The 15,915-nt window shown below is 62.6% G+C and carries 18 protein-coding genes; 8 read left to right on the top strand and 10 right to left on the bottom strand.

The features are described from left to right. Window positions 1-6: 6 nt before the first annotated feature. The 3 genes from IB238_RS02350 to IB238_RS02340 are packed head-to-tail and all read right to left on the bottom strand — an operon-like array spanning window position 7 to window position 3,145. Complete coding sequence (locus IB238_RS02350) at window positions 7-384, bottom strand: Na+/H+ antiporter subunit C (RefSeq protein WP_192243217.1); 378 nt, start codon at window positions 382-384, stop codon at window positions 7-9. Then, on the bottom strand, window positions 384-800 hold the full coding sequence (locus IB238_RS02345; protein WP_192243215.1) for a Na(+)/H(+) antiporter subunit B: 417 nt from the start codon (window positions 798-800) through the stop codon (window positions 384-386). The genes IB238_RS02350 and IB238_RS02345 overlap by 1 nt, the downstream gene beginning before the upstream one ends. Beyond that, complete coding sequence (locus IB238_RS02340; protein ID WP_192243213.1) at window positions 797-3,145, bottom strand: putative monovalent cation/H+ antiporter subunit A; 2,349 nt, start codon at window positions 3,143-3,145, stop codon at window positions 797-799. The genes IB238_RS02345 and IB238_RS02340 overlap by 4 nt, the downstream gene beginning before the upstream one ends. A gap of 306 nt (window positions 3,146-3,451) precedes the next feature. On the opposite strand from IB238_RS02340, the gene msrB reads away from it, so the two are divergent. Then, the gene (gene msrB / locus IB238_RS02335; protein WP_192243211.1) at window positions 3,452-3,859 is read left to right on the top strand and encodes a peptide-methionine (R)-S-oxide reductase MsrB; all 408 of its coding nucleotides are present in this window, start codon (window positions 3,452-3,454) and stop codon (window positions 3,857-3,859) included. Window positions 3,860-3,960: 101 nt separating this feature from the next. On the opposite strand, the gene IB238_RS02330 is transcribed toward msrB, so the two are convergent. The 5 genes from IB238_RS02330 to IB238_RS02310 all read right to left on the bottom strand — a co-directional run bounded on the left by IB238_RS02330 (window position 3,961) and on the right by IB238_RS02310 (window position 6,615). Then, window positions 3,961-4,476: a GNAT family N-acetyltransferase gene (locus IB238_RS02330; protein ID WP_192243209.1), complete on the bottom strand. Its 516-nt coding sequence runs from the start codon at window positions 4,474-4,476 to the stop codon at window positions 3,961-3,963. Between the two features lie 88 nt (window positions 4,477-4,564). Next, window positions 4,565-5,215 (bottom strand): hemolysin III family protein, encoded by a 651-nt coding sequence (locus tag IB238_RS02325; protein WP_192243207.1) that lies wholly within the window; start codon window positions 5,213-5,215, stop codon window positions 4,565-4,567. A 305-nt stretch (window positions 5,216-5,520) separates the two neighbouring features. Further along, window positions 5,521-5,841 (bottom strand): TraR/DksA C4-type zinc finger protein, encoded by a 321-nt coding sequence (locus IB238_RS02320; protein WP_192243205.1) that lies wholly within the window; start codon window positions 5,839-5,841, stop codon window positions 5,521-5,523. Window positions 5,842-5,965: 124 nt separating this feature from the next. Beyond that, window positions 5,966-6,376 carry a universal stress protein gene (locus tag IB238_RS02315; protein WP_192243203.1) on the bottom strand — a complete coding sequence of 137 codons (411 nt, stop codon included), beginning with the start codon at window positions 6,374-6,376 and terminating at the stop codon, window positions 5,966-5,968. Between the two features lie 20 nt (window positions 6,377-6,396). Beyond that, window positions 6,397-6,615 (bottom strand): hypothetical protein, encoded by a 219-nt coding sequence (locus IB238_RS02310; protein ID WP_192243201.1) that lies wholly within the window; start codon window positions 6,613-6,615, stop codon window positions 6,397-6,399. A 105-nt stretch (window positions 6,616-6,720) separates the two neighbouring features. Here IB238_RS02310 and IB238_RS02305 point away from each other — a divergent pair, with 105 nt between their 5' ends. After that, a complete protein-coding gene (locus IB238_RS02305) occupies window positions 6,721-7,596 on the top strand; it encodes a VOC family protein (protein ID WP_192243199.1) in 876 nt (291 codons plus the stop codon). A 29-nt stretch (window positions 7,597-7,625) separates the two neighbouring features. Here IB238_RS02305 and IB238_RS02300 read toward each other — a convergent pair whose 3' ends face one another. Continuing rightward, complete coding sequence (locus IB238_RS02300) at window positions 7,626-8,015, bottom strand: DUF930 domain-containing protein (protein WP_192243197.1); 390 nt, start codon at window positions 8,013-8,015, stop codon at window positions 7,626-7,628. 181 nt (window positions 8,016-8,196) lie between these two features. Between IB238_RS02300 and IB238_RS02295 the strand changes: the two genes are divergently transcribed. Further along, window positions 8,197-9,303, top strand: a complete 1,107-nt coding sequence (locus IB238_RS02295; protein ID WP_192243195.1) for an AI-2E family transporter — start codon at window positions 8,197-8,199, stop codon at window positions 9,301-9,303. A 28-nt stretch (window positions 9,304-9,331) separates the two neighbouring features. On the opposite strand, the gene IB238_RS02290 is transcribed toward IB238_RS02295, so the two are convergent. After that, complete coding sequence (locus IB238_RS02290; RefSeq protein WP_192243193.1) at window positions 9,332-10,063, bottom strand: polysaccharide deacetylase family protein; 732 nt, start codon at window positions 10,061-10,063, stop codon at window positions 9,332-9,334. A gap of 152 nt (window positions 10,064-10,215) precedes the next feature. On the opposite strand from IB238_RS02290, the gene IB238_RS02285 reads away from it, so the two are divergent. The 5 genes from IB238_RS02285 to IB238_RS02265 all read left to right on the top strand — a co-directional run bounded on the left by IB238_RS02285 (window position 10,216) and on the right by IB238_RS02265 (window position 15,878). After that, on the top strand, window positions 10,216-10,851 hold the full coding sequence (locus IB238_RS02285) for a cytochrome b (RefSeq protein ID WP_192243191.1): 636 nt from the start codon (window positions 10,216-10,218) through the stop codon (window positions 10,849-10,851). After that, entirely contained in the window at window positions 10,848-11,423 is a 576-nt protein-coding gene (locus IB238_RS02280; RefSeq protein ID WP_192243189.1) for a YceI family protein, read from the top strand. Before IB238_RS02285 ends, IB238_RS02280 begins: the two co-directional genes overlap by 4 nt. A 234-nt stretch (window positions 11,424-11,657) precedes the next feature. Then, window positions 11,658-13,751 carry a S9 family peptidase gene (locus tag IB238_RS02275; protein ID WP_192243187.1) on the top strand — a complete coding sequence of 698 codons (2,094 nt, stop codon included), beginning with the start codon at window positions 11,658-11,660 and terminating at the stop codon, window positions 13,749-13,751. Window positions 13,752-13,817: 66 nt separating this feature from the next. Then, on the top strand, window positions 13,818-14,339 hold the full coding sequence (locus IB238_RS02270; protein ID WP_192243185.1) for a DUF1697 domain-containing protein: 522 nt from the start codon (window positions 13,818-13,820) through the stop codon (window positions 14,337-14,339). Between the two features lie 129 nt (window positions 14,340-14,468). Beyond that, window positions 14,469-15,878 (top strand): DUF1254 domain-containing protein, encoded by a 1,410-nt coding sequence (locus IB238_RS02265; RefSeq protein ID WP_192243183.1) that lies wholly within the window; start codon window positions 14,469-14,471, stop codon window positions 15,876-15,878. Window positions 15,879-15,915: the final 37 nt, after the last annotated feature.

The raw sequence follows: 15,915 nt of genomic DNA, 5'->3' as shown, positions 1-15,915 counted from the left end.
GAAGTCCTAGTATCCGGTCGGGGGCGCGCCGTCGGCTTCGGGCTCGGCCACGCGCATTTCATTGGCATTGTCCGTCCTCAAGTCCTGGAAGGCGCGATAGGAGAGCACCAGCAGGAAGGCGAAGAACGAAAACGAGATGACGATTGCCGTCAGGATCAGGGCCTGGGGCAGCGGGTTGGCGGTCACCGCCATCTGCCGGTCGAGGTCGGCCGGAATGATCGGCGGTACCTCGCGGACGATGCGCCCGGTGGTGAACAGCAGAAGGTTCACGGCATTGCCGAGGATCGCGACGCCCAGAAGGATGCGCACGAGGAACTTCGACAGCATCAGATAGACCGCCGCGGCGAAGAAGAGGCCGATCAGGATCGAAAACAGCGCTTCCATCAGATGTCGTCCCTTTCGAGCGCGAGCGCGATCGAGGTGATCGCGCCGACAACGACGAGATAGACGCCGAAATCGAACAGCATGACAGTCGAAAGCGGGATCTCGACGCCGAAGAGGGTGGGATAGATCCACAGGCCGGTCATGAACGGCACGGCTGACAACATCGAGATGAAGCCGGCGATGCAGGCGAGGACGAGCCCGATGGCGGCGATCGTCAGCGGGTGGAACCAAAGCGCCTCGCGCACCGGCTGGATGCCGCGCGCGATGCCGTAGATCGCAAGCCCCGAGACAGCGATCAATCCGCCGATGAAGCCGCCGCCAGGCTCATTGTGGCCGCGCAGCAGCACGAATACCGAAAAGAGCAGCATCAGTGCGGTCAGGAATGGGGCGAGCGTGCGAAAGATGACGGTGTTCATCGGCGCGTCTCCTTCGCAGGTTCGGGCGCCGGCTTGCGGATGCGGATCAGCGAAAGAATTGCAAGCCCCGTCGTCATGACGACGGCGATTTCGCCGAGCGTATCCGTACCGCGGAAATCGACGATGATCACGTTGACGACGTTGGCGCCGTGCGCGATCGCCTTGGAGTACAGATTGAAGAAATCGGTCAGGACCGGATCGAAACGCTCTTGCGTCACGCGCAGCAGATAGAGCGAGAAGCCGAGCCCGCAGGCGATCGCGATCGTGGCATCGGGAATCCTCTGCGCCAGCGGGCGGGCATCGCGCGGTTGCAGGTGCAGCCGTGTCATGACCAGCGCCAGGATCACCACGGACAGCGTCTCGACCATGAACTGGGTGAACGACAGGTCAGGCGCACCGAAGAGCAGGAACAACAGCGCCACGGAAAACCCCTGGATGCCGAGGGCGAGGATCGCGTTGAGGCGGTTTTGCGCCGTCAGCACGCCGGCGACCCCGGCCAGCGCCAGTGCCATCACCGCAAGCTCATGGAATTGGGCATCCGCCGGCCAGATCGGCAGTTGCGGCCACTCGTCGTACCAGGCGAGCGGCAGGAGCAGCGCCAGCGCCACCACGACGAAGGTCGCCGTCAGGTAGACCTCCATCCGCCCCGGCTGCAGCAGGCGCGACAGGCGGTGGGCGAAACGCACCAGCCCGGTCATGAACTGGTCGAAGCCGCGATCCGGCCCCCAGCCGATGTCCTCCACTAGCCGGTCGGCGGCGGCCCGCGCACGGTCAAGCACCAGAAGCACGCCGATGCCGAGCGCGATCGTCACCGCCGACAGCAGGAGTGCGGCGCTGGCATGCGGCACCGCCGAAATCGTCACCGTCTCGGGCTTGCCGGCAATCGCGCTGGCAAGTGGTGAGGAAACCAGCGGGTGAACGACGGAGGAGAATAGCCCGGCGGCGAGGCCGCCAACGGCGAGAATGACCGGGCCGAGCCACAGGAGCAGCGGCCCCTCGTGCGCCGTCTTCGGGGTTTCGACCTTTGCGCCGAGAAACGGTTTCAGCGCGATAGCGAAGGCGACGGCGAACATCAGCGCATTGCCGACCACCGCTGCCAGCGTAAACACGATTGCTCGAAGATTGGCCCCGCCGAGAGCGGTGTAGACTTCCTCCTTGCCGAGAAAGCCGAAGAAGGGCGGCAGACCGCCCATCGATAGTGCGGCCAGCACGGCGGCGGCGAAGGTGATCGGCATGGCGCGTGCCAGACCGCCGAGGCGGGTGATGTGCCGCGTGCCGGTCTCATGGTCGATGAGGCCGGCCACCATGAAGAGCGCGCCCTTGAAGAGCGAGTGCGCCACCAGATAGAGCGCGGCCGCGGCCGCCGCATGCTCGGAGCCGAAGCCGGTCAGCAGGACCAGCAGGCCGAGCGAGGAAACGGTGGTGTAGGCGAGCATCAGCTTCAGGTCCGTCTGGCGGATTGCCAGCACGGCACCGACAAGCAGCGTCAGCCCGCCGAAGGCCGGAAGGATCGTCTCCCACTGCGCCGTTCCACCGAGAACCGGATTAAGCCGCATCAGCAGGTAGACGCCCGCTTTCACCATGGTCGCCGAGTGCAAGTAGGCGGAGACGGGCGTCGGCGCCTCCATCGCGTTCGGCAGCCAGAAATGGAAGGGGAACTGGGCGGACTTGGTGAAGGCGCCGCCGAGCACGAGCACGAGGATCGCCAGATAGAACGGGCTCGCGCGCACTTCCTCGCCATAGGACAGAAGCAGTGAAAGCTGCGTAACGCCGGTGACATTCCAGATTACGAGCAGGCCCGCAAGCAGGAACAAGCCGCCGCCGCCTGTCACTACTAGCGCCTGCAAGGCGGCGCGACGCGAGGCCTCGCGCGCATGATCGAAGCCGATCAGCAGGAACGACGTGATCGAGGTCAGTTCCCAGAACACGAACAGCATCAGGAAGCTGTCGGAAGCCACCAACCCCAGCATTGCGCCCATGAACATCAGGATGAAGGAGAAAAAGCGCCCCTGATGCGGATGCCCCTTAAGATAGCCGCCGGAATAGAGGACGATCAGCGTGCCTATGCCGGAAATCAACAGCAGGAAGGTCAGCGACAGGCCGTCGATCAGCCAGGAGAAGCTGACATTGTAGGACGGCACCCAGTTGTAGCCGCCGGTAACGATTTCGCCGCGCGAGACCTCTGGAAGGAAGCGGGCGAAATGCCAGAAGATCGCAGCCGGAAAAAGCGCGAGCGGCCAGGCGGCCCGATGGCCAAGAAGACGGGTGAGCAAGGGGGCTGCAAGCGACCCGAGGAAAGGCAGACAGAAGGCGACAAACGTCAATGCCATGGTGTCTGGTTGCATGCCCTCTCCTGCGCGTCTGCACGGTTCTCCGTGTTCGTCCGTGAGGACGTTCTAAGGTGGTATGGCCGAAATCGCCACCTTTAAAACGCAATATTGTTGCTTTTCCCCGTGCAAGCACGAAGGAAAGCAATGCCCCGTCTCTGCCACGCCAGATGCTCCACCGTCGTTGCCAGCGGCAAAATGCATCGAACACGAACCCGACCGTGACCGTGGTCTCACGCGGGAGATAGGGCGCAGGCCGACAATGTGCCCCCTCGATTGCATTCCCCCTGCCCTACTCCTACATGCATGGCTAAGGAGGACCCCATGAGCGACGTTTCCAACCTGAAAGTTTTCAAGACGGACGAGGAGTGGCGCCAGTTGTTGACACCGGAGCAATACCGGATCACCCGGCAGCACGGAACGGAACGGGCCTTCTCCAGCCCCGACTTCGACAGCTCTAAGACCGGCACCTATCACTGCGTCTGCTGCGATCGGCCGCTCTACAGTTCGCAGGCAAAATTCAACTCGGGGACAGGCTGGCCGAGCTTCACCCAGCCGATCGATCCGCATGCGGTCACAAACCACCGCGACCTGTCCTACGGCATGAACCGGGTCGAGATCCGCTGCGCCGATTGCGACGCCCATCTCGGACATGTCTTCCCCGACGGCCCACCGCCCACCGGTTTGCGCTATTGCATGAACGGCGTGGCGCTGACCTTCGCGGAGGAATGACGGCAGGAGAAACCGGCAAACAATCAGCGACTTGCGCAATCAGCCTCGGAAACTGATCCCGACCGCCTGACGTAACGTGCGCGTATTCCCCCATTTTCCGTTCACTGATTTGGGCGCTGCAGGCATAGTTCCATGCACGTCAGGTCCAGCCACCGGCCGAACTTCGTGCCGACTTCCTTGAACCGGCCGACGGCGCGAAACCCGAAGCCCTCGTGCAGACGGATCGAGGCCTCGTTCTCGGACTCGATGCCGGCAATCAGCACATGGATGCCGGAGGATCGGGCGCGGTCGATCAGGTTTCCGAGCAGTAGCCGGCCGATGCCGTTGCCGCGTGCATCCTTGTGCACGTAGATCGAGTGCTCGGCGGTGTGGCGATAGCCGTCGAAGGCGCGCCAGTCTCCATAGGAAGCATAGCCGACCACCTTGCCGTCCAGTTCGGCAACGACAACGGGAAAACCGCGTTCACGCCGGCCGCGAAACCATTCGAGGCGGTTGTCGAGGTCGACCAGCGTGTCGTTCCAGATCGCGGTCGTGTTTGCGACGGCGTCGTTATAGATCTCCATAACCGCAGCCATATCGTCTTCGCGGGCATCGCGGATGAGTGTCGCTTGCTCCATATTCCCTGTCCGTTATCGCTGATTCACGTCTACTTAAGTGGTTTTTGTCGGCAAGCCAAACCAACCGCTGCTAACGGGGCGACGCCCATCAGGCACTCATGCAAGTGACGACGGCGGAATAGTGGACGGCGGCCGCAGCGACGACAAAGCCGTGCCAGATCGCGTTCTGGAATCGCAGGTTCTGCCAGACGAAGAAGATCACGCCGGTCGAATAGAGCAGCCCGCCGATCAGGATCAGCACCATTGTCGAGCCCGGAAGGGTTTCGTATAAGGATTCGGCGGCAAATACGCCGCTCCAGCCCATGGCGAGATAAAGCAGGATTGCCAGCCGGTCGTAGCGCCCCGGGCGGAGGAATTTTAGCGCTATCCCCGCCGCCGCGATGCACCAGACGGCGACGAGCATGCCTAGCAGCAGGGGGTCGTCCCAGCCCCGCTGGAGGAAGGGCGTATAGGTTGCGGCAATCAGGACGAAAATCGCCGAGTGGTCAAACCGGCGCAAGTACCATTTGACCTTCGAGACAGGCCAGAGGTTGTAGGCAAAGGAGATGCCGAGCGAAAGGACAAGCCCGACGCCGTAGATCCACGCGGCGGCAAGCTGACCACTGGAGGCCCACACCGTGGCGTAGAACAGCAATGCCGTCACGCCAACCAGGGCAAGCACGACGCCGACGCCATGAACGATGCCATCGGCAATCAGTTCATGGCGATCGTACTGCCATCTGAAACCTTCGAGTTCCATGCGACCCGTTCCACGCTATACATGTGTGCACGCTCAGACTTCGGAGGCGCGTCCGGCAGGTCGGGACCATCGGCGCCATGCATGCCCCACTCCCTTCCCGTCCGGGAGCGCCCCGTGGCCTTGCGGAGGAATTAATGGTGCCAATAGCAGGCGTCATCTTCAAGGCCTACGTCAGGCCAAGTGCCGGAACTGGCTTCACTTTTGGTAACGGCTGTAATGGTTCGGAGCGCCGCGCAATTGCAACGCTCCGACGCTTTGAAACCGCACTCCAGCCCGCGGACATATCCGGCCTACAGCTGAGCATCCTATCTCTTGATGCATTCCTCGCAGAGCGCCGCCTGGGGAACGGCCTCGAGCCGCTTGGGCGAGATCGGATTTCCGCACTTGGCACAGATGCCGAACGTTCCGGCTTCAATGCGATCGAGCGCGGCATCGATCGCCGCCAGCTCGTCCAAGCCAGTGTTGCCGAGTTCCTCCAGCACCTCGTCGTTTTCCCGCTCGGTCGCCCGCTCTTCGGCGTCGGGATTGGGCGTAGCCTCCAGGTCGCCCTCGATCTTGTGCAGGCGGCGGTAGAGTTCATGCTTGCGGCCGAGAAGCCTGTCCTTGAATAGTGCGGTATCCAGCATGGATTTTCCTTTCTTGAGTATTCCTGCCCCTGCTGCGCCGCCCGTCCCAATGCCCGGCGCTCGACCTAATTTGAACCTGCAGACAGTCCGGTGCGAAAACCGGCCCGATCTTCGAGGGAATGCGCTAGCGATCGACGAGTACGGAAATCGGCGAGTGACGCACGACCCGTTCTGCCGTCGCACCCAACAGGTAGTTTGCCAGCCCTGGACGGTGCGAAGCAAGAATGATCAGGTCGGCCTTGTGTTCCTGGGCGGCGGCGATGATCTGGCGCGCGCTGCCGCCATAGCGAATGTCGATCACGGCGGAGATGCCAAGATCCTGCCGCATCCGGCCAAGTCGCTCTTCAGCCTGCTGAATCTCCATCTCGACCAGGGCGGCCGGGAACTCGATCGAAAGATAACCCGTCGCGACTTCGATCACATGGACGAGAACGATTTCGCCGCCCTCGGCTAGCAAGCCGACTGCCCTGCGAATGATCTGCTCGCCTCGCTCCAGTTGGTCCATGGCAACGGGAACAATGATCTTGTTATACATGCCCGGCTCCTTCTTCAGCTTCACCCCATGAAGATGAAGCTACGTTGTCTGCCGAGACTGCGCGCCGCATTGACAAGGATCAAGACAAATCTATGTGGTAGCGCCGCAATGACAGTAACGAAAGGTTGCACCAACGCCCACGAAAGCGAAACCGCTCGAATTGCCCGCCGCATCGTCAACGCTGCATTGACGAAATTTCGCCAAATCGCCATCTTTTCTGAACGGTGACGCTCGGCCATATTCCTTGCCAACAACGGTTTCGTCGAAACCGAACCGGCATTCGCCCCGCAACCTTGACAGCCGGACGCGGCGCGACACGTCGGAACTTGAATTGGAGGTTCTCAATGTCCGAAGCCACAGCGCTTTCCTCGCCCGATCATGCCGTCAACATGCCCGCGCATGTCGATCACTCACACCTCGTCGTCGTCGATCTGCCGCTGACATCCGACTGGTACCAAAAGGTGATGGGGCTTTCCGTGCTGGAAAAAAGCGCTTCGGGCCACACGCTGGGAACCGGTGGGCGCCCACTGCTGACGCTGACGACCGATGGGAACGCTGTCCGCGCGTCGCGACGGACGCCCGGGCTGTTTCACAACGCCTTCCTCGTACCCACCCGCAGGGAGTTGTCGCGATGGCTGGCGCATGCCGCCCATAGCGTGGTCCGGCTGACCGGCGCGTCCGATCACCTCGTCAGCGAGGCGATCTACCTCGACGATCCGGAAGGCAACGGCATCGAGGTCTATCGCGACCGCAAACGCGAGGAGTGGAACTATCTGGCCGATGGCATGGTGGAGATGGCGACGCTGCCGCTCGACCTGCAAAAGCTCTATGACGAAGCGCCAAAGGACAACTGGACGGGGCTGCCGGAGGATTCGGCGATGGGTCACATCCATTTGCAGGTCACGGACATCCCGCAGGCCGACGCCTTCTTCCGCGACGTGCTGGGTCTTGATCTGATGGCGCGCTATCCCGGCGCAAGCTTCTTCGCCTCAGGCAAGTATCATCACCACATCGGCGCGAATGTCTGGAATTCGCGCGGGGCACCCAAGCGCGAGGCTCACATGACCGGACTTTCCGACTACACGATACGCTTCAGCGATGCCGACCGGCTCGAAAAGGCGGTGGCCAAGCTCGACGAACTGGAGATCGCGACCACCAGGAACGGCGCCGGTATTTCGCTGATCGACCCTTGGGGCATTGGTCTGAAACTGTCAGCCTAAACGCTGAGACTGCCCGCTCCTGCCCCGTATCAATCGTAGAGGTAATGCGCGTCCCAATCCTCGCGCGCCACCATCTCGCCGATGCGGAATTTGAAGGTTGTGACATCGAAACGGTCCGGCGTGGTCTCGCATTTGAAGGCCAGCCGGTACCACTCGCCCTCACTGCGGAAGACCGCTCCCTTCGCCTTGAGCACGTTGTCGGCGGTCACGGGATCGCCGAACGAATAGGCGATCACCTTGTCCGGCCGGTAGCCCAGCTTTGCAGCCTTGATGCGGTTCATCGCCTCCAGGTCGCAGCGCTGCTCCATCCGGGTCTGCGGATCTAGTTTTTCGAACTGGCCGCGCAAACGTGCATCCATCGCATGCGCGGTCGGCGCAATGGCACAGGCGGTCACGAACAGGGCGATGGCGGTCTTCATGCGATGAATCACTCCGGGCTGGGTCGTGCGGTCCCTGCGAGGGAAATGGGGCAATTGAGAGTCACAATCGGGACATCGTCGCCTTTTCCCCGCTATTTGATGTGCTACGCTTCCTTTCATTTCGCGATCCGGAACCGGAATCCTTGCCGTGCGTTACCGGCGCAGCGAGGGGAGAAGCGCGATGCACGAGATGCTGAGCAAGAGCGAAAATGGCCAGGGGGCGAGCCTCCTGCCGGAAGAGCCACCTCCCCCCATGGACGGATTGGAATTGACGTCGCGCTGGGCGATGATCGGCATCTTCATCATCATGGCGCTCGGAGCCATCTACGTGATGGCACCGATACTGATCCCGCTGACGCTTGCTGTTGTGACCGGTCTGATCCTTGCCGTCGCGGCAGAGAAGCTGAACGACCTGGGCATCCCGCCATTGCCGACGGCGCTGCTGCTCGCCACATCGTTCGGCATCGGTGTCTTTTTCGCGGCCGTAGCGCTCTCGGGTCCGCTGATGCGTCTTGCCGGGCAAGCGCCGGACCTCGTGAACGCGACGATCGAGCGCATCACACCGCTTCTGAACAGGCTCGAATGGCTCCACATCAACCCTCGCAGCCTCACGGCGGGCTCCGTCACGCTCGACAGCGCCCTGGAAAAAGCAGGCAGTCTCCTCGGTATCATAACGGCGGGTGTCACTCCGGCGCTGGTCCAGGTCTTGATATTCTTCGCCGCACTCGTCCTGTTCCTTTCGGGGCGACTGAGGCTGCGCCGCATGCTTGTCCTCGCCTTTGCCGAGCGTGAGCAACGCCTCACGGCCATCCGCGTGATGAATGCCATAGACCGGTCGCTCAGCTACTACTTCGCCACCGCCGCACTCGCCTATGGCGCGCTCGGGGTTGTCACGACCCTGATCGCCTTTGTCGGCAATCTGGGCGTACCCTGGATGTGGGGCCTTTTCGCCTTCGTCACGTCCTTCGTGCCGTTCCTCGGCGTCACCGTCATGACGCTGTCGCTGGTCGCCGCGGGGCTGCTGGCGCATGACACCGTCCTGATCGGGCTGACGCCGGCGCTCGCCTTCTTCCTGACGCACCTCGTGATCGAGAACTTCGTGCTGCCGTCTGTCATGGGAAAGCGGCTGGAGGTCAACGCCTTCATCATCTTCACCGCGATCGTCTTCTGGAGCTGGATGTGGGGGGCTGCCGGCGCGATGCTGGCGCTGCCATTGTCGATCATCGGCATGACGATCGCGGACGAATTGCGCACCGACAACAAGCAGAAGCCGGTTTTGCCGGGCTAGGTCCTGTCAATCGGTTCAGTCCCGCCCGTCAGAGGGCGGGCGCAGGTTCCACGGCATCCGCATCGGACAGGCGAATGAATGTGACACCCTTTGCCTTCAATGCCAGGATGCCCTTCGCAACCCCTGCGCCTGCAGCATGGGACGGCTGGTTGATATGGGCGATCACGACGTCGCCGTTGCGCGCCGAAGCGACCCGCCGTTCCGCGGCCTTCGCCCCCAGCAACGAGCCGTCGTCTCCATTCACCGAATAGCCGGCGATCCGGTAACCGAGCCTTGATATCTCCGTGATCGAGGAGGCTGTATACTTGGCCGTGGCTCCGCGAAACCAATGTGGCGGCGGCGCGCCGGCGCCAAGGATTGCCTCACCGCCAATTTCGACCTCGCGCGCCACAGATTGCGGCGAGCCTGCCGCGGTGATGCCGTAGACCGAGGTCGGGTAGTCAACGGCGGGCACATGCATGGCGCCGTGATTTTCGATTTCGAACTGCTCGGGATGAGACCGCAGCACCGCCGTCGCTCGCGGATTGTGCTTCAGCCAACGGGCCGTGACGAAGATCGTCGCCGGGATCTTCTCACGCAGCAGAACGTCGAGGATGCGCATATCGACCTTGCCCATGCAGGCATCGAAGGTGAGCGCGACACGCGCCGGCCCGGAGTGGCTCTTCGCAACGTGCAACCTGGGTTCCACCAGTCGCGGGCCAGCAGCAGCGGAACCGATGAGGGAAAGCACAAGGGTGGCGGAAGCAAGGATGCGGATCATTGAAACAGGGACTGTAGGGCGAGACAATTGAATTGCGCATTCCATCGGAAAGCGCCGGGACTGAGGCATCCGGATATCGGAGCGAACGATACTCCGGAATAAACGGACTACCTTGATTGTCTGTTAAGCTCTGATGTGATCGGAGGCCGGATATGCGGCAAGGGAGCGGATACGGTGCATTGGCGATCGCCCTGCATTGGCTGATCGCCCTGATGATCCTCGGCCTTGTGGGCCTCGGCTTCGTCATGCGCCGTATGGCGATAGACCCTGCTCTCCAGTTCTCGCTCTACCAATGGCACAAGTCGATCGGGATCGCGGCCCTCGGCCTTGCCTGCCTGCGCGCCGCGCTATGGCTCTTCACCCGTCATCCGCCACCGGTGCCGAGCCTAAGCCCGATCGAACGGAAGGCCTCGCATGCGACGCATGTCGCGCTCGCGCTCCTGTCCCTTGCCGTGCCGGTTGCGGGATGGGCCGTTGCCTCGACCTCGACGCTGAACATTCCGACCTTCTTCTTCAATCTGGTCGTCATCCCGTCTCTGCCGCTGGCAAGAAGCGGCGCGGCAGAAGACTTCTGGACATTGGTCCACGCGAGCGCCGCCTATGTTTTGCTCGGGCTGGCCGTGTTCCACGCCGCTGCCGCGCTCTATCACCATTTTGTCCGCCGTGACGAGGTGCTGCTGCGAATGCTCGGGCGATCGCCGCAGGTTCTCCCGGATCCAGTTCGCCCGGATTCTGGCCCGACGCCCACGGGACCAAGCACCGGAACAAGTGAAGGAAGCAAAAGATGAAATATGCTGTCGTGACGCTCGCCGTCCTCCCGGCCCTTCTCGGTACTCCTTGCGCAGAGGCGGCACCCGAATTGTCTCAGGTGGCCGGTACCTATGACATCGGCGCATCCTCGCAGATCCGTTTCTCGGTGGACCAGGTCGGCGGTGGCGGCATCAATGGCAGGTTCACCAAGTTCTCGGGGCGCTTCCGCATAGACGGCGGCAGTATCGGCGCGTCGACCGTCTCCTTCACCCTCTATCCGCAGAGTGTGTCTACGCCCGAGCAACGCATGGAGAATTTCCTGCGCTCGAGCGCCGTCTTCGATGCCGACGCCTATCCGACCGTGACCTTCCGCTCCACCGCCGTGCGGCAGACCGGCGACAATACCGCAGTGGTCGACGGCATGCTGACCGCCCGCGGCATCACGCACCGCGAACAGTTCGCGGTGCGGCTACAGGGCCTCAACGGCAACGCGATTGCCTTCAACGTGAGCGGAAACGTCTATCGCTCGCGCTATCACATGGACGTCGGCACGCCGATCTATCTCAACGTCGTCAAGTTCGACATGGACATTCGCGGCCAGCGCCGGTGACAGCTGCCAACATCTCTCCGTCATGCCGGCCCCCGAGCCGGCATCCAGCCGCGCCGCGTCTGCGGCGCGATTGGTCCTTCTACCCGCGCAAGTACTTGCGCTGCTGGATGCCGGATCCAGTCCAGCATGACGGAAGAGTGAGACAAGCGCTCGAGAAGGCAAGTGTCTTGATGCAAGGCGCCTGCACCTCTATCTCTGTCCTTCTGTCCCGCCTGATTTGCCGGAGTACTCAGCTTGACCGCATTCAAGAACCTTCCCACAGCCCCGATCGCCACGAAGAAGCCGGTCGAGGACACGCGCCACGGCATCACCCGGATTGACGACTATGCCTGGTTCCGCGCCGACAACTGGCAGGCGATGTTCAAGGATACCTCCATACTCGACCCGGAAATCCGCGCACACCTTGAGGCCGAAAACTCCTACATGGAAGCGGCGATGGAGGATACGAAGGACCTGCAGAAGGTGCTCTTCAAGGAGATGCGCGGGCGCATCAAGGAAGACGACATGTCGGTGCCGGTCAAGGATGGCCCCTATGCCTACGGCACCTCCTATGTGACGGGCGGCGAGCAGCCACGCTATTTCCGTCAGCCGCGCGACGGCGGCGAGCAGACGCTCCTGCTCGACGGCGACAAGGAGGCTGCGGGCAAGGGGTATTTCCGTCTTTCCGGGCTGGACCACTGCACTGATCACTCGCTCGGCATCTGGGGCTATGACGACAAGGGCTCCGAATATTTCACGCTGAAGGTGCGCGATCTGGCGACCCTCGAGGATCGCGGCGATCTGATCGAGAACACCGGCGGCGGCGGCGCCTGGGCGCCTGATGGCAAGAGCTTCTTCTACACGCTTCAGGACGAGAACCACCGCCCCTCGAAGATCTTCCACCACGTCCTCGGCCAGCCGCAGTCGCAGGACCGCCTCGTCTACGAGGAAAAGGACCCCGGCTTCTTCATGTCGGTCGGCGGCTCGCTGCTCGATGACTTCATCTACATCGACATCCACGACCACGAGACGAGCGAATACCGGCTGCTCTCGACCAAGGATCTTTTGGCGGAGCCGGCGATCGTCTCGCCGCGCAGCACGGGCCTGGAATACTCCATGACGGAAGGCGGCGACGTCTTCTTCATCCTGACGAACGCCGACGGCGCCAAGGATTTCAGGATCATGCAGGCGCCGGTGAACGCACCGGGCCGGGAGAACTGGAGCGAGGTCGTACCGCATCGCCCCGGCACGCTGATCCTCAACCACCTCGCCTTCGCCCGTCACCTCGTCTGGCTGGAGCGCCACGAGGGCCTGCCGCGCATCATCGTGCGCGACCGCAAGAGCGGCGAGCAGCACGAGATCGCCTTTGCCGAAGAGGCCTATTCGCTCGGGCTTTCGGGGGCTGCGGAATACGACACCGACGTCATCCGCTTCTCCTACTCCTCGATGACGACGCCGTCGCAACTGTTCGACTACAACATGGCGACACGCGAGCGGACGCTCCTGAAGACACAGGAAGTCCCTTCCGGCCACAACATCGACGACTATGTTACCCGCCGCGTCTTCGCGCCTGCCCATGACGGCGAGCGCGTGCCGGTCACCCTGCTCTATCGCAAGGACACACCGCTCGACGGTTCGGCACCCTGCCTGCTCTACGGCTATGGCGCCTACGGCATCTCGATTCCGGCCGGCTTCAACACCAACTGCCTGTCGCTCGTCGACCGCGGCTTCATCTATGCCATCGCCCATATCCGCGGCGGCAAGGAGAAAGGCTATGCCTGGTACGAAGACGGCAAGATGGACAAGAAGACCAACACCTTCAAGGACTTCATCGCGTCGGCCGACTATCTGAATCAGGAGAAGTTCACATCCTACGCAAAGATCGTCGCCGAGGGCGGATCGGCCGGCGGCATGCTGATGGGCGCGGTCACGAACATGGCACCGGAAAAATTCGGCGGCATCATCGCCGCCGTCCCCTTCGTCGATGTGCTCAACACCATGCTCGACGACACCCTGCCGCTGACGCCGCCCGAATGGGCCGAATGGGGCAACCCGATCGAGAGCGAGGCCTTTTACAAGCTGATGGCCTCCTACTCGCCCTACGACAATGTGGCGGCACAGGCCTACCCGCCGATCCTCGCCCTTTCCGGCCTGACCGACCCGCGCGTCACCTACTGGGAGCCGACCAAGTGGGTCGCCAAGCTGCGCGAGAAGGCGACCGGCGACGCGCCGATCCTGCTGCGCACCAACATGGGCGCCGGCCATGGCGGTGCTTCGGGACGCTTCCAGCGGCTGGAAGAGATCGCCTTCGAATACGCGTTTGCGATCAAGGTGGCGGGGAAGATGTAGTCTTCTGGCAAACGTCTGGTCTGATATCCTGTCCTGACCCGACCACCAGCACATCCGGAGACAAGCATGCCGGTCTATGTCGCCCTGCTTCGCGCCATCAATGTCGGCGGCGCCGGCACGCTGTTGATGTCCGACCTCAAGGCACTCTGCGAGGCGGCCGGCCTCGAGGACGTCCGAACCTATATCCAGAGCGGCAACGTGCTTCTGCGAACGAAGCTATCCCGGAAGGATGCTGCAAGGATGCTGGGAGATGCGCTGGCCGAGCGCATGGGCATGGCACCGGGCGTCATGTTGCGGACGGGCGAGGAACTGGCGGCGATCGCCGCCAACAATCCGTTCCCGGAGGCCAAGCCGAACTACCTGATGGTGAACTTCCTGTCTGAGCCAGCGCCAAAGGATGCGCTGGACAAGATGGTGGCACCCGACGGAGAGCAGGCGCACCTCGCGGGCTGCGAGATCTATGTGCATTACCCCGACGGCTCCGGCCGTTCGAAGCTCAAGCTGCCGGCGCTGAAGCTGGCGACGGCGCGCAATCTCAACACGGTGCGCAAACTCGCCGAATTGGCGCGCCAGATGGAAGGCGGCTAGCCGACCGTTTTGAAATGGCGTTGGCAATATCGCCGACGCAACCAAATTATTGACGAAAGACAACCGGACGTGGCAGCGTTCCATCGGTCCGGTGGCAACGCCGCTCAATCGAAATGCCTGGAGGTCGCCATGAAAATGCGTGCCGCATCGATCCTCGCAGCCGCTGCGCTGTTTCTGAACGCGGGAACAGCGTTCGCGCAAGCGGCGCTCTCCCCGGAAAAGGCCAGGGCGCTGGCGCGCGACCTCTATTTCTACGCCTATCCGATCGTGTTGATGGACATGACGATGAAGCAGGCGACCAACGTGCCGAACGCCACCACGGTTCCGATGCGCGCGCCGGTCAACCAGTTCGCCCACTTCCGCACCTATCCGAGGGCCGATGCGCGGGACATCGTGCGCTTCAACTTCGATACGCTCTATTCCTTCGCCTGGGCCGATCTTTCCCAAGAACCGCTGATCCTTTCGGTGCCGAACACGGGCGGCCGCTACTATCTGGTACCCTCGCTCGACATGTGGACGGACGTGTTCAGTTCGCTCGGCTCGCGCACGACCGGCACCAGGTCCGGCAGCTTCGCCTATGTCGCGCCCGGCTGGAGCGGAGACTTGCCCGAGGGCGTCGAGCGCATCAATGCGCCGACCGCGATGATCTGGCTCATGGGCCGCACGCAGACGAATGGCCCGTTGGACTATGACAATGTGCACAGGGTGCAGGACGGGCTGAGGCTGACGCCGCTGAGCCAGTGGGGCAAGGACTACACGCCGCCGGCGGAGAGCCCGGTCGATCCATCGATCGACGGCAAGACGCCGCCGCTGGTACAGATGGAAAAGCTTGACGGCATCGCCGTGTTCGACCGGCTGGCAGACCTCATGCAGAAGTACCCGCCACATCCGAACGATTATCCGATCCTGTTCCAGATGAAGGCAATCGGACTGGAACCGGGCAAGGACTTCGATCCGGCGAAGCTCGATGCGGAAACCCAGCAGGCGCTGAACGAAGGCGCGAAGGCCGCGCTTGCCGAGATGGTGGCACGCATCAAGACCATCGGCACCCATGTCAACGGCTGGTCTGTCATCACCGACAACACCGGCACCTACGGCACATCCTACGAACAGCGCGCCGTCGTTGCCTTGGGGGGCCTCGGCGCCAACCTGCCGGCCGACGCGGTCTATCCGACGGCCTTCTTCGACGCAGACGGCCAGCCGCTGACGGGAACGAGCAAATACGTGCTACGGTTCGAAAAGGGCCAGGAGCCGCCGGCCGACGCCTTCTGGTCGATCACCATGTATGACGACCAGGGCTTCCAGGTGCCGAATGCGATCAACCGATTTGCGATCGGAGACCGGGACCAGATGGTTCGCAACGCGGACGGTTCGCTGGAGATCCTTGTTCAGGCGGAATCGCCCGGAAGCGAGAAGGAGAGCAACTGGCTGCCGGCGCCAAAGGACGGCCCCTTCGCCCTGACCATGCGAATCTATTCGCCGCGCGCGGAAGCCCTCGACGGCCGCTGGACGCCGCCGGGGGTGAAGCGGGTCGACTGATCCTTTTCCTCCGTCACCCCGGACTGGATCCGGGGTC

The sequence above is a fragment of the Rhizobium sp. ARZ01 genome (assembly GCF_014851675.1).
Lineage (GTDB): Bacteria > Pseudomonadota > Alphaproteobacteria > Rhizobiales > Rhizobiaceae > Mycoplana.
Note: the sequence above shows the minus strand (reverse complement) of the source record. Positions and strands in the feature narration are given on the sequence as shown.

Excerpts from the sequence above, each read along its gene's own strand:
- IB238_RS02295 (WP_192243195.1), top strand. The coding sequence starts at position 8,197 with ATGCACGAGATGCTGAGCAAGAGCGAAAATGGCCAGGGGGCGAGCCTC.
- IB238_RS02310 (WP_192243201.1), bottom strand. The coding sequence starts at position 6,615 with ATGGCCGAGCGTCACCGTTCAGAAAAGATGGCGATTTGGCGAAATTTC.
- IB238_RS02350 (WP_192243217.1), bottom strand. The coding sequence starts at position 384 with ATGGAAGCGCTGTTTTCGATCCTGATCGGCCTCTTCTTCGCCGCGGCG.
- IB238_RS02325 (WP_192243207.1), bottom strand. The coding sequence starts at position 5,215 with ATGGAACTCGAAGGTTTCAGATGGCAGTACGATCGCCATGAACTGATT.
- IB238_RS02270 (WP_192243185.1), top strand. The coding sequence starts at position 13,818 with ATGCCGGTCTATGTCGCCCTGCTTCGCGCCATCAATGTCGGCGGCGCC.
- IB238_RS02300 (WP_192243197.1), bottom strand. The coding sequence starts at position 8,015 with ATGAAGACCGCCATCGCCCTGTTCGTGACCGCCTGTGCCATTGCGCCG.
- IB238_RS02345 (WP_192243215.1), bottom strand. The coding sequence starts at position 800 with ATGAACACCGTCATCTTTCGCACGCTCGCCCCATTCCTGACCGCACTG.
- IB238_RS02305 (WP_192243199.1), top strand. The coding sequence starts at position 6,721 with ATGTCCGAAGCCACAGCGCTTTCCTCGCCCGATCATGCCGTCAACATG.
- IB238_RS02320 (WP_192243205.1), bottom strand. The coding sequence starts at position 5,841 with ATGCTGGATACCGCACTATTCAAGGACAGGCTTCTCGGCCGCAAGCAT.
- IB238_RS02265 (WP_192243183.1), top strand. The coding sequence starts at position 14,469 with ATGAAAATGCGTGCCGCATCGATCCTCGCAGCCGCTGCGCTGTTTCTG.
- IB238_RS02280 (WP_192243189.1), top strand. The coding sequence starts at position 10,848 with ATGAAATATGCTGTCGTGACGCTCGCCGTCCTCCCGGCCCTTCTCGGT.
- IB238_RS02330 (WP_192243209.1), bottom strand. The coding sequence starts at position 4,476 with ATGGAGCAAGCGACACTCATCCGCGATGCCCGCGAAGACGATATGGCT.
- IB238_RS02290 (WP_192243193.1), bottom strand. The coding sequence starts at position 10,063 with ATGATCCGCATCCTTGCTTCCGCCACCCTTGTGCTTTCCCTCATCGGT.
- msrB (WP_192243211.1), top strand. The coding sequence starts at position 3,452 with ATGAGCGACGTTTCCAACCTGAAAGTTTTCAAGACGGACGAGGAGTGG.
- IB238_RS02340 (WP_192243213.1), bottom strand. The coding sequence starts at position 3,145 with ATGCAACCAGACACCATGGCATTGACGTTTGTCGCCTTCTGTCTGCCT.
- IB238_RS02315 (WP_192243203.1), bottom strand. The coding sequence starts at position 6,376 with ATGTATAACAAGATCATTGTTCCCGTTGCCATGGACCAACTGGAGCGA.
- IB238_RS02285 (WP_192243191.1), top strand. The coding sequence starts at position 10,216 with ATGCGGCAAGGGAGCGGATACGGTGCATTGGCGATCGCCCTGCATTGG.